The following is a 14,374-nucleotide window of genomic DNA, read 5'->3' as shown; positions in this document are numbered from 1 at the left end:
CGCACCATCCACCACACCGCAGCAACTGAAGGACAGGACATGCACCCACTTCTGGCGCGGCCGGAGTTCCGGCTCTACATCGCGGGACAGACGCTGTCCGTCCTCGGGGACAGCGCCCTCTTCATCGCCCTCGGCATCTGGGCCAAGGTGCTGACGGGGAGCAGTTCGGCGGCCGGTCTGGTGATGTTCTGCTACGCCGTCCCGATGCTGCTGCTGCCGCTCGGCGGCCTGGTCGCCGACCGGGTCCGCCGACGGCCGCTGCTGGTCGCGGTCAACCTGGTGCTGGCGCTGGCGGTTTCACCGCTGCTGCTGGTCGACGGCCGCGGCCACCTGTGGATCATCTACGTCACGGCGGTGCTCTACGGGCTGGCCGGGGCCGTCCTGGCCCCGGCCCAGAGCGCCATGCTGCGCAGCATCCTGACGGAGCGTCAGGACTTCGGCGCGGCCGTCGGGTTCACCCAGACCATGCGCGCGGGCACCACGCTCGTCGCCCCGCTGATCGGTTCCGGCCTGTACGGGTGGCTCGGCGGCCGGGCCGTCGCCCTGGTCGACATCGGCATCCTGGTCGCGGCGGCGCTCGCCTTCCTGGCGCTGCGGGTGCCCGAGCCCAAGCCGGAGCCCTCCGGCCGGCACTGGCGCACCGAGGTGCTGGCGGGCTTCCAGCACCTGCGCACCACGGCCTCGCTGCTGCCGCTGCTGATCGCCACCACCCTCACCGCGACCGTGCTGAGCTTCCTGCAGCCGGTGCTGTTCTCGCTCATCCAGCACGGGCTGCACCGCTCTCCGCAGTTCCTCGGCGTACTGGAGACGGTGGAGGCGGTCGGGGCACTGGGCGGCTCGGTGCTGGGCGGGGTGCTGATCGGCCGGATCGGCCCGCGCAGGACCGTCATGCTCGGCTCGGCCGTGTTCGGACTGGGCGCCGCCCTGCTGCTGGTGCCCTCGGTCTGGGTGGTGTCGGCGGGCCTGGTGATCGCCGGGGCCGGCATGCCGGCCGGTGTGGTCGGCCTGGCCACCGCCGCCCAGGCGCTCACCCCGCCCCAGCTGATGGGCCGCACCCAGGCGGCCGTCAACCTCTCGCTCACCGCGCCGCAGGCGATCGCCATCGGCGTCGGTGCCGGACTGGTGGCCGCGCTGGACTTCCGGACGGTGCTGGCCGCCATGGTGATCGGCGCCGTCCTCTCGGCCCTCTTCCTGCTCGGCAAGCCCGACACCCCCATCGAGGACGACGAGGAGGAGGACGAGGCCGCGGAGGCGGCCGCGTCCGCCGAGCCGGCCGTCGAGGAACTCACCGCGGCGGAGCCGACCGCGGACCCGGCGGGCGCCGAGGCCTCGGCCGCGGAACTCGCCCCGGAAGCCCCGCGCCTCCAGTCCACCTGACCGACCCGTCCCCGCCCGCCCCACACGCCCCACGCTCCACGTCACCGGCCCGCCCCGGCGGCGGCCCTGCCGCACCGCACCGCCGCCGGGGCGGGCCTCCGCGCACTCCTCACGAGAGAGCCCCTCAGATGCCCGACCGTTCCTCTCCCGAGACCCACACCGAGACCCAGACCGAGACCCAGACCCAGTCGCAGCCCCGGACCGACCCCACCACCCCCCTCGAACTCACCCTGGACCACGTCGAGTTCTACGTGGCCGACCTCGCCGCCGAGATCGCCCGGCTGACCGAGGAGTACGGCTTCGAGCTGCTCGTCCCGCCCACCGAGCGCGGCGAGAGCGCCGAGCGCTGCGCCTCGGCCCTGCTCGGCCAGGCCGCCGTCCGGCTGCTGCTCACCCAGCCGCTGGCCGCCGGCCACCCCGCCGCCGGCTACCTGGCCCGGCACGACGACGGCGTGGCCTCGCTGGCCCTGCGGGTGCCGGACGCCACCGCCGCCTACCGGACGCTGACCGGACGGGGCGCCGCCGGACTGCGCCCGCCGCAGGCCGCGGACGGCTGCGTCACCGCCGTGGTGGGCGCCTTCGGCGACGTGGTGCACACCCTGATCGAGCGGGGCCCGGACGTCCCCGCCGACCGGATCCCCGGCCTGCCCGACGCCGCCGAGCCGACCGGCGCGGAGTCGGTGGGCCTGCGCACCGTGGACCACTTCGCGGTCTGCGTCCCCTCCGGCGACCTGCGCGACACCGTTCGGCACTACTGCGAGGTCTTCGGCTTCCGGATGGTCTTCGAGGAGCGGATCGAGGTCGGCGCGCTCGGCATGGACTCGATGGTCGTGCAGAGCCCCGACCACAGCGTCACCCTCACCCTGATCGAGCCGCTCACCCCGGACGCCGGCGGCCAGATCGCCTCCTTCCTGGCCGACCACGACGGCGCCGGGGTGCAGCACGTCGCCTTCTCCTCCGAGGACGCCGTCCACTCCGTCTCCACCATGGCCGCCCGCGGCGTGCCGTTCCTGCGCACCCCGGGCGCCTACTTCGACGCGCTGCCCGCCCGACTCACCCCGCTGCGGCACTCCCTGGACGAACTGCGCGACCTCAACCTGCTGGTCGACCAGGACCACGACGGCCAGCTGTTCCAGATCTTCACCCGCTCCCGGCACCCGCGCGGCACCTTCTTCTTCGAGGTGATCGAGCGCATCCGGGCCCGCAACTTCGGCAGCAACAACATCCGCGCCCTCTACGAGGCCGTCGAACTCCAGCGCAACGCCAGCGAAGTGGCCAGATGAGCACGCCGACCCTGACGGATCGTCACCTCCCGGTCTCCGTCGCCGAGTACGCCGAACCGGCCCGGGCGGCACTGGCCCCCGAGGTCTGGGACTGGCTGGCCGGCGGCGCCGAGCAGGAACGCACCCTGGCCGCCAACCGGGCGGCCTTCGACCGGACGGCCGTGGTGCCCCGGGTGCTCACGGACGTCTCCGGCCGCACCACCGCCACCACCCTGGTGCGCAGCCGGGCGGCCCTGCCGGTCGCGGTGGCGCCGATCGCCTACCACCGGCTGTTCCACCCCGAGGGCGAGCTCGCCTCGGCCCGGGCGGCCGCCGCCGCGGGGGTGCCGTTCACCGTCGGCACGCTCAGCAGCGTCGGCTTCGAGGAACTGGCGGCGACCGGGGCGACGCTCTGGTTCCAGCTGTACTGGCTGCGCGACCGGGGCCGGCTGCTGGACCTGGTCGCGGCGGCCGAGGCGGCCGGCAGCGAGTGCCTGGTGGTCACCGCCGACGTGCCGTACATGGGGCGCCGACTGCGCGACGCCCGCAACGCCTTCGCGCTGCCCGGGCACGTCCGGGCGGCGCTGCTGGACGGCGGCGCCGCCGGGCGGGCGCACCGGGCCACCGCCGAGGAGTCGGCGGTGGCCGCGCACACCGCCGAGCTGCTCTCCCCCGCCGTCACCTGGGCGGACCTCGCCTGGCTGCGCGAGCACACCGAACTGCCGCTGGTGGTCAAGGGCGTGCTCGACCCGGCGGACGCGCTGCGGGCCGCCGGGCTGGGCGCCGCCGGCGTGGTGGTCTCCAACCACGGCGGCCGCCAACTCGACCGGGCCGTCCCCTCGTTGACCGCCCTGCCGGCCGTCGCCGAGGCGCTCGCCGGGCGGGACTGCCAGGTGCTGCTGGACAGCGGGGTGCGCGGCGGCTCCGACGTGCTCACCGCACTGGCCCTCGGCGCCTCCGGGGTGCTGCTGGGCCGCCCGCTGATCTGGGGCCTGGCGGCGGACGGCGAACCGGGCTGCACCCGGGTGCTGGAGCTGCTGGCCGCCGAACTGCGGCACGCCCTCGGCCTGGCCGGCTGCGCCGACCCGGCCGCCGCCGCCGAACTGCGCACCACCCCGCTGCCCTGCCCCGCCTGGAGTGCCCCGTGACCGCCACCGCCCCGCCGCACGACCTCCACCTGACCGACCTGCACCTCACCGACCTGCACCCCTCGCTCGCCGACCCGGCGATGACCTCGATGAACCTGCTCAACGAGATCTCCATCCGTTACCCGCGGGCGGTCTCCTTCGCGGCCGGCCGCCCGGCCGAGCAGTTCTTCGAGCTGGCGGCCGTCCACCGCCACCTGGACCGCTACGTCGGACACCTGCGCGCCGAGCGCGGGCTGTCCGAGGAGGCGGCCCGGCGCCAACTGCTCCAGTACGGGCGGACCAAGGGGATCATCCACGAGCTGATCGCCGAGTACCTCGCGGTGGACGAGGGCATCGAGGTGCCCGCCGAGTCGATCGTGGTGACGGTCGGCTGCCAGGAGGCGATGTTCCTGACCCTCCGGGCGCTGCGCCGCGGCCCCGAGGACGTGCTGCTGGCCGTCTCGCCCACCTACGTCGGGCTGACCGGCGCCGCCCTGCTGGCGGACCTGCCGGTGCGCCCGGTGGCCGACGGCCCGGACGGGCTGGACCTCGCCGACCTGCGCCGGCAGCTGGCCGCCGCCCGGGCCGAGGGGCTGCGGCCGCGCGCCCTCTACCTGGTGCCGGACGTGGCCAACCCGAGCGGTGCCAGCCTGCCGCTGGAACTGCGCCGGGACCTGCTGGCGGTGGCCGCCGAGGAGGACTTCCTGATCCTGGAGGACAACCCGTACGGCGTGTTCGCGGGCGAGCAGCGGCTGCCCTCGCTCAAGGCGCTGGACACCGTGCGCCGGGTGGTCCACCTCGGCTCCTTCGCCAAGACCGCCCTGCCCGGCGCCCGGGTCGGGTACGTGGTGGCGGACCAGCTGGTCGCGGACGGCGCGGGCGGCACCGTGCTGCTGGCCGACCTGCTCGGCATGATCAAGAGCATGACCACGGTGAACACCTCCCCGATCGCCCAGGCGGTGATCGGCGGGGCGCTGCTGGAGCACGGCTTCCGCCTGCGGGCCGCCAACTCCGAGGTGGCCGCGCTCTACCGGCGCAACCTCGCGCTGGTGCTGGACGGCCTGGCCCGGCGCTTCCCGCCCGGCGGCGGGGTGAGCTGGAACGAGCCGCGCGGCGGGTTCTTCCTGGTGCTCACGGTGCCGTGCGTGGTGGACGACGCGCTGCTGGAGCTCTCGGCCTCGCGGTACGGGGTGATCTGGACGCCGATGTGCCACTTCCACCCGGGCGCGGGCGGGGAGCGTCAACTGCGGCTCTCGGTCAGCCAGGTCGACCCGGCGACCGTGGACCGGGGGCTGGACGCCCTGGCCGCCCTGATCGCCGACCGGTCCTGAAGCCGTTGCGGGGGGCTCCGGCCACGCCGGAGCCCCCTTCCGTCAGACGATCGCCACCGCCGTGCCGGAGACCCGCACCCGGGTGTCCGCCGCGCTCAGCTCCACCCGCAGCACGCCCGGGCGGCCGAGGTCCTCGCCCTGGTGCAGCGTCAGCACGGCCGGGGCCGTCGCCTCGCCCAGCTCGCGCAGGTACGCACCGAAGGCGGCCGCGGCCGCGCCGGTGGCCGGGTCCTCGACCACGCCGCCGACCGGGAACGGGTCGCGGACGTGGAAGACCTCGGGGGCCTCCCGCCAGACCAGTTGCAGGGTGACCAGGTCGCGGGCGCGGGTGAAGGCGGCCAGGCCGTCGAAGTCGTAGTCCAGCCGGGCCAGTCGGGAACGGGTGCCCGCGGCCAGCACCAGGTGCCGGGCACCGGCGTAGGCGATCCGCGGCGGCAGGGCCGGGTCCAGGTCCCCGTCCGTCCAGCCGAGCAGCGCGAGCGCCTCCGCGACGTCCGCCGCCGACACCTCCTCGACCTTGGGCTCGACGCTGGTGAGCGTCGCGCGCAGGCCGTCGGCGCCCCGCTCGACCTCGACCGGGACGTCCCCGGCGGCCGTTTCGAACACGTACCGCCCTGGGCCTATCCGGTCGGCCAGCGCGACGGCCGAGGCCACGGTCGCGTGCCCGCAGAACGGCACCTCGGTGAGCGGGCTGAAGTACCGCACGCGGTAGGCGCCCTGGGCACTCCCGGGGGCCAGGAAGGCGGTCTCGGAGTACCCGACCTCCGCGGCGATCGCGAGCATCCGCTGCTCGGTCAGCCCGGTGGCGTCGAGCACCACGCCCGCCGGGTTGCCGCCCTCGGGGCGGATCGCGAAGGCGGCGTAGCGGAGGATCTCGGGGGCGGTGGTCTCAGGAGCGTCGTCGGTCATGACCGGACGAACGTGTTCCCGGCGATCACTGTTCCCGGTGGCCCCGCCGTTCGCGGCGCGCCGGGTCAGCGCAGCACCGCCTCCAGGAAGTCCGAGCCCAGCCGGGCACTGCCGGACAGGTCCAGCTGGTAGAGCATGTACCGCCCGCGCCGCTCGGTGATCAGCAGCCCGGCCTTGCGCAGCACGGCCAGGTGGCGGGACACCTCGGGAGCGCTCAGCTGCCAGGCGGCGGCCAGTTCGCCGGTGGTGTGCGGGCCGCGGGCGATGGTGCGGGCCAGCCGCAGCCGGATCGGGTGGGCCAGCGCCTCCAGCCGCTGCTGCACCAGGGCGAGCGAGACGGGCTCGGCCGGCCCGGCCTCGGCGACGGGGTACTGCAGCACCGGCCGCCAGCCCCGGGCGTGCACCACCAGCAGGTGCGGGCGGCCGAAGACGGTCGGGATGAAGGTGACGCCCCCGCCGTCCGTCCCGCTGGTGGTGCTGTCCTGCAGCTTGTCGATGACGATCCGCCGCCGGCCGCCGTCCTCCTCCAGGGCGACGGCCGGGGAGACCGCGGCGATCGCCTCGGCCAGCCCGTGCCGGGCGTGCAGGTCGGCCTTGCGGCGGGCGTCCGCCGCGAGGTCCGGCAGGACGCGCTGCCAGGCGTCGGCGAAGAACACGGCGTGGCAGTCCTCCAGCATCCGCCGGACCAGGGCCCGGACGGCGGGCGGGTCGGCGAGCAGCCGGTCCGCGAAGGCGGCCTGCCGGGGGCCGCGGGCCGTCGCGAGGTCGCGGGCCCGCTCGTTCGCGGCGGGGTCGGTGAGCGGGGAGCCCAGCCGGCGGGAGAACCGGGCGGAGCCGCAGGTGGTGATCAGGGCCCCGCGGACGTACAGCTCGTCGTCGATCCGGTCGATGGCGTCGAGCTCCTCGGCGAGGGTGCCCCCGGGCAGGCCGGGCGCCAGGAAGTCGGCCCGCGAGGAGCGCCAGAGGAAGTCGGCCTCGGACAGCCGCTCCGCCAGCTCGGGCGGGATGCGGGTGGTGGTGCCGGCCGCCCAGCCGTGCAGCGCCGGGTGGTGCGCGGGCTCGGCGAGCACGTGCAGCATGGCGTTCAGCTCGGCGAGCGGGGAGGGGGTGAAGAGCACGCGCTCCTCGGGCAGTCCGGTGATGTCGATGGTCACGCTCACGGCTGCGATCCTGCCACCCCCTGCCACCGGCTCCGCCGTGGATTGACGCCGATCGTCAATCCACGGGACACCCGTCCCCGCCCGGGCGGACGGTACCGGCCATGAGCCTGATCCGGGAGAAGTCCGACCCCGCCCGCACCGCCGACCCCGCCCGCACCGCTGCTTCCGACAACCGCGCCGACAATCGCACCGCCGCCCGCACCGGCCCCGCCGCCCTGCTGGGCCTGCTCACCGCGGCCGGCGGCCCCCGGTACGCGACGGCCCTCGTCGTCGACGCGGTGGGCGGCGGCCTGCTGCGCCCGTTCCTGCTGCTGTACGGCATCGGGGTGCTGCACCTGCGCGCCGGGGCGGTCGGCCTGGCCCTGTCGGCCGGCATGGTGGCCGGCCTGCTGGTGGTGCCGCTGACCGGCCGCTGGATCGACCGCGGGGCCCGCACCCTGCCCGCCGCCGTCACCCTGGTGCTGCGGGCGGCGGGCGCGTTCACCCTGCTCGCGGCCGACGGCCTGCCGCTGTTCGCCGCGGCCGCCGTGCTGTTCGGCACCGGCAGCCAGTCCTGGCCGACCACCCACACCGCCGTGGTGAGCACGCTGACCGCGGGCCGGCTGCGGGACGCCGCGCTGGCCGCCGGGCGGTCGCTGCGCAACGCGGGCATGGGCGCGGGTGCGCTGCTGGCGACGGTGGCGGTGGCCAGCGGGCCGCAGGTGATCCGGGCGCTGGCCGGGGTGACGGCGGTGACCTGCCTGGTCGCCGCCGCGCTGGTGGCGTCGCGGCGGGTGCGGGCGCCGCAGCGGGTGGTCGAGCAGGCCCGGGCCGCCGGGCCGACCGGGGAGCCGCTGCGCCGGATCACCCTGCTGAGCCTGGCCAATCTGCCGTACGCGTTCTGCTTCGACGTGCTGGAGGTGGCGCTGCCCGCGCTGCTGGTGCTCCGGCTGCACGCCTCGCCGGCCTGGTCCTCGGGCGTGTTCGTGGGCAACACGGTGCTGGTGATCGCGCTCCAGCTGGCGCTGGTACTGCGGCTGGCGAACCGCTCCCGGCGCGCGGTGCTGGCGAGTGCCGGCGTCGTGCTGAGCGTCTCCTACCTGGGCTTCTGGGCCGCCGGGTCGCTGGGCGGCACCCCGGGGGCGGTGGGCGTGGCGGCGGTGGCCGTGCTGTACACGCTGGGCGAGATCCTCTACACCGGCTCCGGTCCGGCCCTGGTGGCGGCCTCCGCCCCGCCGCACCTGCTCGGCCGGGCGGTGGCCCGCTGGGAGCTGTCGACGGGCGTGGGCCGGGCGGCCGCACCGGCGGCGCTGACGGCCCTGCTGGCCGTGGGGCCGGGAACGCTGTGGGGCGTGCTCGCGGCGGCCACGGCGATCGGCGCGGCGGCGGTGCTGCGGCTGGGACCGGTGGAGCAGCCGCACGGGTGACGATGGGATGATCATCCGCATGGCCCTGACCCCGTACCAGCAGGAGCTCCGCGACCGCGTCCTGGCCGCCGAGGTGGTTCCCGCGCCGGAGCCGTGGCGGGAGGTCGGCCGGGGGACCGTCCCGGTCGGCGGACTGCTCGGCATCGGCTTCGCCGTCCACCCCGACACCGGCCACGACCTGGTGTTGACCGTCTCCAGCAGCGGGCACGGCCTGTTCGACGCGGTGACCGGCGAGAAGCTGGAGCGCGAGTACGACCCCGAGCAGGACCCGGACGGCCCGGACCTCCGCTGCCCCGGCATCGGCCCGGTCGCCGACGTCCTGATCCCGGTGGCCGGGCTGTGGGGCGGCGGCCTGCACACCGGGACGGACGACGGCTGGCGGACCGACGTCGCGAGCCCCGAGTGGCCGCACCACCGGGTGCTGCTCATCGGCGGCGCCGAGCCCGCCCGCGGTGGCCGGCACGGGGAGACCTGGTGGCACGTCCTCCACGCCTCCTGGTCCACCTTCCGCGCCGCCGGGTTCTCCCCCTCCGGCCGCACCCTCGCGGTGGCCACCAGCAGCGACCTCACCCTCTGGACCCGCTCCCGGCCCGGGAGTTGACCACCGGGCCGGTCGACGACGGTGGCCGGAGGCGCCGTTGTCGGCGCCTCCGGCCACGTCATCGGTTCAGCGCTCAGGCCCGGGGACGGTCGGTCAGACCCGAGCCCCGTGCTGACCGGTGGCCGCCGAGGGGCTGGCGCCCCGGTCGGCGCTGTCGTCGGGCTGGGTGCCCCACTGGTGGCCGGGCGGCTCGCACGGCTCCGGCGGGCACGGCTCCGGCGGACAGGGCACCGGCGGGCACTTGCTGTCCTGGACCGTGATCTCCACGCACGGGCAGTCCGGGGTCAGCTCGACGGTGCTCACCGCGTTCTCCGGCAGCTCGTAGCCGGGCGGCGCGAAGACCTCCTGCCAGTAGTAGGTGCCCAGCGGCAGGTTGTCCGCCGAGCAGACGCCCGACACGTCGGTGACGCAGATCGGGCCGACCATCGTGTCCGGGTTGGCACCCGTGGTCTGCAGCCCGGGCACGCCGTTGGTCTCCCGCCACAGCTGGAACACCGCGCCCGCCAACGGCTGGCCCGTCTCCGCGTCGACCTTCGTCACCGAGGTCGAACCGGTCCGGGCGGCCGTCTTCTTGTCCTTGACCGTCACCGGGACGGTCTGCCCGTTGGTGTCCAGCACCACGGTCGTCACCGGCTGGGCCGGCAGGTCGTAGCCCGCCGGGGCGGCGGTCTCCTGCCAGTAGTACGTCCCCAGCGGCAGGCCCTGCGCCGAGCAGACCCCGTCCGCGCCCGTGGTGCAGGGCGACCCGACCGCCGTGTCGGGGTTGGCACCGGTGGTCTGCAGCCCCGGCACCCCGTTGGTCTCGTGCCACAACTGGAACACCGCACCCGCCAGCGGCTGGCCCGTGTCCGCGTCGACCTTGGTCACCGAGGTGGAGCCGGTCGGCGCCACCGACTTGGTGTCCTGCACGGTGACCGGCACGTTCTGCCCGTTGGCGTCGATGACCACCGTCGTCACCGGCTGCGCCGGCAGGTCGTAGCCGGGCGGGGCCGCCGTCTCCTGCCAGTAGTACGTCCCCAGCGGCAGGTTGTCCGCCGAGCAGACCCCGGTGTCGGCGGTGGTGCAGGGCGCACCGACGGCCGTGTCGGGGTTGGCACCGGTGGTCTGCAGCCCCGGCACCCCGTTGGTCTCGTGCCACAGCTGGAACACCGCACCCGCCAACGGCTGACCGGTGGCCGAGTCCACCTTGGTCACCGAGGTGGAGCCGGTCGGCGCCACCGACTTGGTGTCCTGCACGGTGACCGGCACGTTCTGCCCGTTGGTGTCCAGCACCACCGTCGTGACCGGCTGGGCCGGCAGGTCGTAGCCCGCCGGGGCGGCGGTCTCCTGCCAGTAGTACGTCCCCAGCGGCAGGCCGTCGGCCGAGCAGACGCCCGAGGCCGGCGTGGTGCAGGGCGACCCGACCGCCGTGTCCGGGTTCGTCCCGGTGGTCTGCAGCCCGGGTACGCCGTTGGTCTCCCGCCACAGCTGGAACACCGCGCCCGCCAACGGCGCCGAGGTGACGGAGTCGACCTTGGTCACCGAGGTGGAGCCGGTCGGCGCGACGGTCTGGGTGTCCTGGACGGTCACCGGGACGGTCTGCCCGTTGGTGTCCAGCACCACGGTGGTCACGTTCAGGTCCGGCAGCTCGTAGCCGTTGGGCGCCGAGACCTCCTGCCAGTAGTACGTGCCCAGCGGCAGGCCCTGCGCCGAGCAGACCCCGTCCGCGCCGGTGGTGCAGGGCGAACCGACGGCGGTGTCCGGGTTGGCCCCGGTGGTCTGCAGGCCGGGGACCCCGTTGGTCTCCCGCCACAGCTGGAACACCGCGCCCGCCAACGGCTGACCGGTCGCGGAGTCCACCTTGGTGACGGTGGTGGAGGCGGTCGGGGCCGCCGTCCTGGTGTCGGCGACGGTCACCGCGACGGTCTGCCCGTTGGTGTCCAGCACCACCTCGGTCACGTTGAGCGCCGGCAGGTCGTACCCGGCGGGCGCCGCGGTCTCCTGCCAGTAGTAGGTGCCCAGTGGCAGGTCGGTCGCGGTGCAGACGCCCGAGGCGGGCGTGGTGCAGGGGGCGCCGACGGCGGTGTCCGGGTTGGCCCCGGTGGTCTGCAGCCCGGGCACGCCGTTGGTCTCGTGCCACAGCTGGAACACCGCGCCCGCCAGCGGCGCCGAGGTGGCCGAGTCGATCTTCTTCACCGAGGTCGACGCGGTCTCCACCACCGGGCTCTTGGTGTCGGCGACGGTGACCGGGACGGTCTGCCCGTTGGTGTCCAGCACCACCGTGGTGACCGGCTGGGCCGGCAGGTCGTAGCCCGGCGGGGCGGTGGTCTCCTGCCAGTAGTAGGTGCCCAGCGGCAGGTCGCCCACCGAGCAGAGGCCGTCCGCGCCGGTGGTGCAGGGGGCACCGACCTTGGTGTCCGGGGTGGTGCCCGTGGTCTGCAGGCCGGGGACGCCGTTGGTCTCCCGCCACAGCTGGAACACCGCGCCCGCCAGCGGCTGACCGGTCGCGGAGTCGACCTTGGTCACGCTGGTCGCGGCGGTCGGGGCCGGCGGGTTGCCGCAGTCGGGCAGGTCACCGTTGAAGGGGTAGGCGTGGAACTCGGTGCCGGTCATGCCGCCACCGGAGTTGTGCAGCAGCGAACCGGTGGTGAAGAACCGTCCGTTCAGGCCGGGCAGGTTCATCGTGCTGGTGCTGGCCGGGTTGCCGACCAGCACGCTGCCCTGGAACTGCCCGGAGCCGGTCAGGGTGACGGTCGCCGCGGTCGGGAAGTTCCACAGCAGCCGGGGGCGCAGCTGGTTCCACGGGTCGCTGTCGTCGAGGCTGCCGCTGTAGGTGTTGATGGTGCGGGCGCCGCCGACCATGTTGACCAGCACGGTGGCGTTCGCGGGGATGTTGGCGAAGGCCACGCCCTGGGCGCCGCCGCCGTTGCCGGCGATGTCGAAGTCGACGTTGAAGACCTGGAGCGCGGAGCTGCCGTCGCCGGTGAACAGGGTCTGGTAGCCCTGGTTGACGGCGGTCCCGGTGGGCGGGCGGGGCGTGCCGACCCCGGCGTAGCACTCACTGGCCGTCTGCAGCTGCCCGCGCAGCGGCACGTAGGCGGCCACCGCCTGGGCGTCCTGGGTCTGGGTGCCGGTGATGGTGCCGGAGGCCGTGCCCGCGTAGCGGACGACGCCGCCTTCCGCCAGCAGCCGCTGGCCGGAGGCGATCGTGACGTTGCCCCCGGCGGTGAGGAAGTCCGCGCCGTCCGGCGGGGGGACGCGCGAGCCGACGCCGACGATGCCGATGTTGTAGACGGAGCTGACGCCGGCGGCCTTGTTCTGCGAGAAGTTGCCGAGGGTGACCACGTGTCCCTCGGCCTCGGCGGCCGAGCCGCCGACGTTGAAGTCGCCGCCGACGAAGATGTTCACCCCGGCGTCGCGGCCGGTGAAGGCGCTGTTGTTGACCGGGGGGAAGGTCGCCGGGCAGTCCGCGCCCAGGCAGGGCCCGAGCCCGCCCGGTAGCCCGGCGGCCGCGGCCGGCGTCGCGGCGACGAATGACATGGCGAAGGGGACGAGCGTCAGGGCGAGGGCGGAACTCATCGCCCTGCCCAGTCTGCGTCTCCAGGGGACGGCTGCTGCCGTCGGTCTTGGTGCGGGTTTCACCGCGGTCCTTTCATGACGTGAACACGATGGGGCCCTGGAAGTCTTCTGGGGCGGCGCCCGGAGCATCAGCGACGCGCACGCGGTGTCCTCCGGGCACAGCCCGGACTGCACCCGATCGGCGGCACCCGCGACGCCCCGGCCCGGCGAGCGGGCGCTCCCGGCCCGGCCGCCCGCGCTCCGGATGCGGCCGCCCGGCCCAGCACGGATGCTGGCGACGAGGCGTGCCCGGCCCCGAGGAAGGACTCCGCAGCATGAGCGCTCTCGACTTCGAGATCATCGACGCCCCCGACAGCTCGCTGAACAAGACCGCCGTCCTGGTCACCGGACCGCACGACGCCCTGCTGGTGGACGCCGGGTTCACCCGCTCCGACGGGCGCCGCCTGGTCGAGCGGGTGCGCGCCACCGGCAAGCGGCTGACCACGGTCTTCGTCAGCCACGGCGACCCGGACTTCTACTTCGGCGCCCAGGAGGTCCAGGAAGCCTTCCCCGAGGCCCGCTTCCTGGCCACCGCCTCGACCGTCGCGCACATCCAGGAGACCTACGAGGCCAAGCTGCGCGCCTGGGCGCACCTCGGCTCCGAGCTGCCCACCCGACTGGTCCGGCCCGAGCCGCTGCACGGGGACGAGATCGTCTTCGAGGGCCACCGGTTCGAGCTGCGCGGCGCCGACTTCCACCTCCCCGACCGGCAGTACCTGTGGCAGCACCACCACCGCGCGCTGCTCGGCGGGGTGCTGCTCTTCGAGGGCCTGCACGTGTGGACCGCCGACACCCCCACCGCTGCCCAACGCGCCGCCTGGATCGACCTGTTGGACGGCATGGAGGCGCTCCACCCGACCTGGGTGGCGGCCGGCCACCGGATCGCCGGTGCCCCCACCGACCTGAACGCGATCGACCACACCCGCGCCTACCTGCGCGCCTTCGAGACGGAGCTGGGCCGGGCCGCGAACGCGGACGCCGCCCGGGAGGCGCTGGAGCGGCGCTTCCCGGAGCTGGGGCTGCGGATCGCGGTGGACATCGGCACCAAGGTCGCCATGGGCGAGCTGGTGTGGGGGTGAGCGGCCGATGATCGAGATCCCCCACGACGTCGCCGCGTTCGCCGAGTCCGGCGCCCCCGCCGACGTGGTCCGCCGCCAGTACCTGGCCTCCGCCCGGGGCGACCTGGCCGCGCTGCGCGCCACCCTCGCCGAGGACGTCGAGTGGACCGAGATGGCCGGCTTCCCGCTGGCCGGCACCTACCGCACCCCGAAGGGCGTCACCGCCAACGTCATGGAGCGCCTGGTCGAGGAGTGGGACCACTGGACGGCGCACGACGACCGCTACGTGGTGGACGGCGAGAACGTGGTGGTGCTGGCCCGCTACACGGCCGTCCACAAGGCCACCGGGAAGCCGCTCGCGGTCCGGGTCGCCCACCACTTCACGGTGCGCGGCGGCCGGATCGTCCGCTTCGAGCAGTTCACCGACACCGCGCTGGTCCGGGACGCGATGACCGGCTGAACCGCACCGCCCGCAGCACGCCGTCCGCGCCGCACCGCCCGCACCGCCCGCACCGCCCGCACCGCCCGCACCACCGTTCACTCGAA

11 protein-coding genes are annotated in these 14,374 nt (G+C 75.0%); 8 read left to right on the top strand and 3 right to left on the bottom strand.

What is annotated here, in order from left to right; translation table 11 throughout:
• The first annotated feature begins 39 nt into the window (after window positions 1-39).
• The 4 genes from ACIP4P_RS04595 (at window position 40) to ACIP4P_RS04580 (ending at window position 5,097) form a co-directional block, all read left to right on the top strand.
• Window positions 40-1,377 carry an MFS transporter gene (locus ACIP4P_RS04595; protein ID WP_400914719.1) on the top strand — a complete coding sequence of 446 codons (1,338 nt, stop codon included), beginning with the start codon at window positions 40-42 and terminating at the stop codon, window positions 1,375-1,377.
• Between the two features lie 128 nt (window positions 1,378-1,505).
• Window positions 1,506-2,660 (top strand): 4-hydroxyphenylpyruvate dioxygenase, encoded by a 1,155-nt coding sequence (gene hppD / locus ACIP4P_RS04590; protein ID WP_400914717.1) that lies wholly within the window; start codon window positions 1,506-1,508, stop codon window positions 2,658-2,660.
• Window positions 2,657-3,787 (top strand): alpha-hydroxy acid oxidase, encoded by a 1,131-nt coding sequence (locus ACIP4P_RS04585; RefSeq protein WP_400914715.1) that lies wholly within the window; start codon window positions 2,657-2,659, stop codon window positions 3,785-3,787. Before hppD ends, ACIP4P_RS04585 begins: the two co-directional genes overlap by 4 nt.
• Window positions 3,788-3,867: 80 nt before the next feature.
• Complete coding sequence (locus ACIP4P_RS04580; protein WP_400915346.1) at window positions 3,868-5,097, top strand: PLP-dependent aminotransferase family protein; 1,230 nt, start codon at window positions 3,868-3,870, stop codon at window positions 5,095-5,097.
• A 42-nt stretch (window positions 5,098-5,139) separates the two neighbouring features.
• On the opposite strand, the gene ACIP4P_RS04575 is transcribed toward ACIP4P_RS04580, so the two are convergent.
• Together ACIP4P_RS04575 and ACIP4P_RS04570 are read right to left on the bottom strand one after the other, a co-directional pair.
• Window positions 5,140-6,006, bottom strand: a complete 867-nt coding sequence (locus ACIP4P_RS04575; RefSeq protein ID WP_400914713.1) for a PhzF family phenazine biosynthesis protein — start codon at window positions 6,004-6,006, stop codon at window positions 5,140-5,142.
• Window positions 6,007-6,071: 65 nt separating this feature from the next.
• Window positions 6,072-7,166, bottom strand: coding sequence for a DUF5937 family protein (locus ACIP4P_RS04570; RefSeq protein ID WP_400914710.1), 1,095 nt, complete (start codon window positions 7,164-7,166; stop codon window positions 6,072-6,074).
• A 101-nt stretch (window positions 7,167-7,267) separates the two neighbouring features.
• On the opposite strand from ACIP4P_RS04570, the gene ACIP4P_RS04565 reads away from it, so the two are divergent.
• Window positions 7,268-8,572: an MFS transporter gene (locus ACIP4P_RS04565; RefSeq protein ID WP_400914708.1), complete on the top strand. Its 1,305-nt coding sequence runs from the start codon at window positions 7,268-7,270 to the stop codon at window positions 8,570-8,572.
• A gap of 19 nt (window positions 8,573-8,591) precedes the next feature.
• On the top strand, window positions 8,592-9,173 hold the full coding sequence (locus ACIP4P_RS04560) for a hypothetical protein (protein WP_400914707.1): 582 nt from the start codon (window positions 8,592-8,594) through the stop codon (window positions 9,171-9,173).
• 93 nt (window positions 9,174-9,266) lie between these two features.
• On the opposite strand, the gene ACIP4P_RS04555 is transcribed toward ACIP4P_RS04560, so the two are convergent.
• The gene (locus tag ACIP4P_RS04555; RefSeq protein ID WP_400914705.1) at window positions 9,267-12,731 is read right to left on the bottom strand and encodes a SpaA isopeptide-forming pilin-related protein; all 3,465 of its coding nucleotides are present in this window, start codon (window positions 12,729-12,731) and stop codon (window positions 9,267-9,269) included.
• Between the two features lie 314 nt (window positions 12,732-13,045).
• Here ACIP4P_RS04555 and ACIP4P_RS04550 point away from each other — a divergent pair, with 314 nt between their 5' ends.
• On the top strand, window positions 13,046-13,849 hold the full coding sequence (locus ACIP4P_RS04550; protein WP_400914703.1) for an MBL fold metallo-hydrolase: 804 nt from the start codon (window positions 13,046-13,048) through the stop codon (window positions 13,847-13,849).
• Between the two features lie 7 nt (window positions 13,850-13,856).
• Entirely contained in the window at window positions 13,857-14,288 is a 432-nt protein-coding gene (locus ACIP4P_RS04545; RefSeq protein ID WP_400914702.1) for a nuclear transport factor 2 family protein, read from the top strand.
• The last annotated feature ends 86 nt before the right edge of the window (window positions 14,289-14,374 follow it).

This window comes from Kitasatospora sp. NPDC089509 (genome assembly GCF_044749365.1).
In the GTDB taxonomy this organism is placed as follows: domain Bacteria; phylum Actinomycetota; class Actinomycetes; order Streptomycetales; family Streptomycetaceae; genus Kitasatospora.
This window is presented reverse-complemented; position numbering and strand designations above follow the sequence as displayed.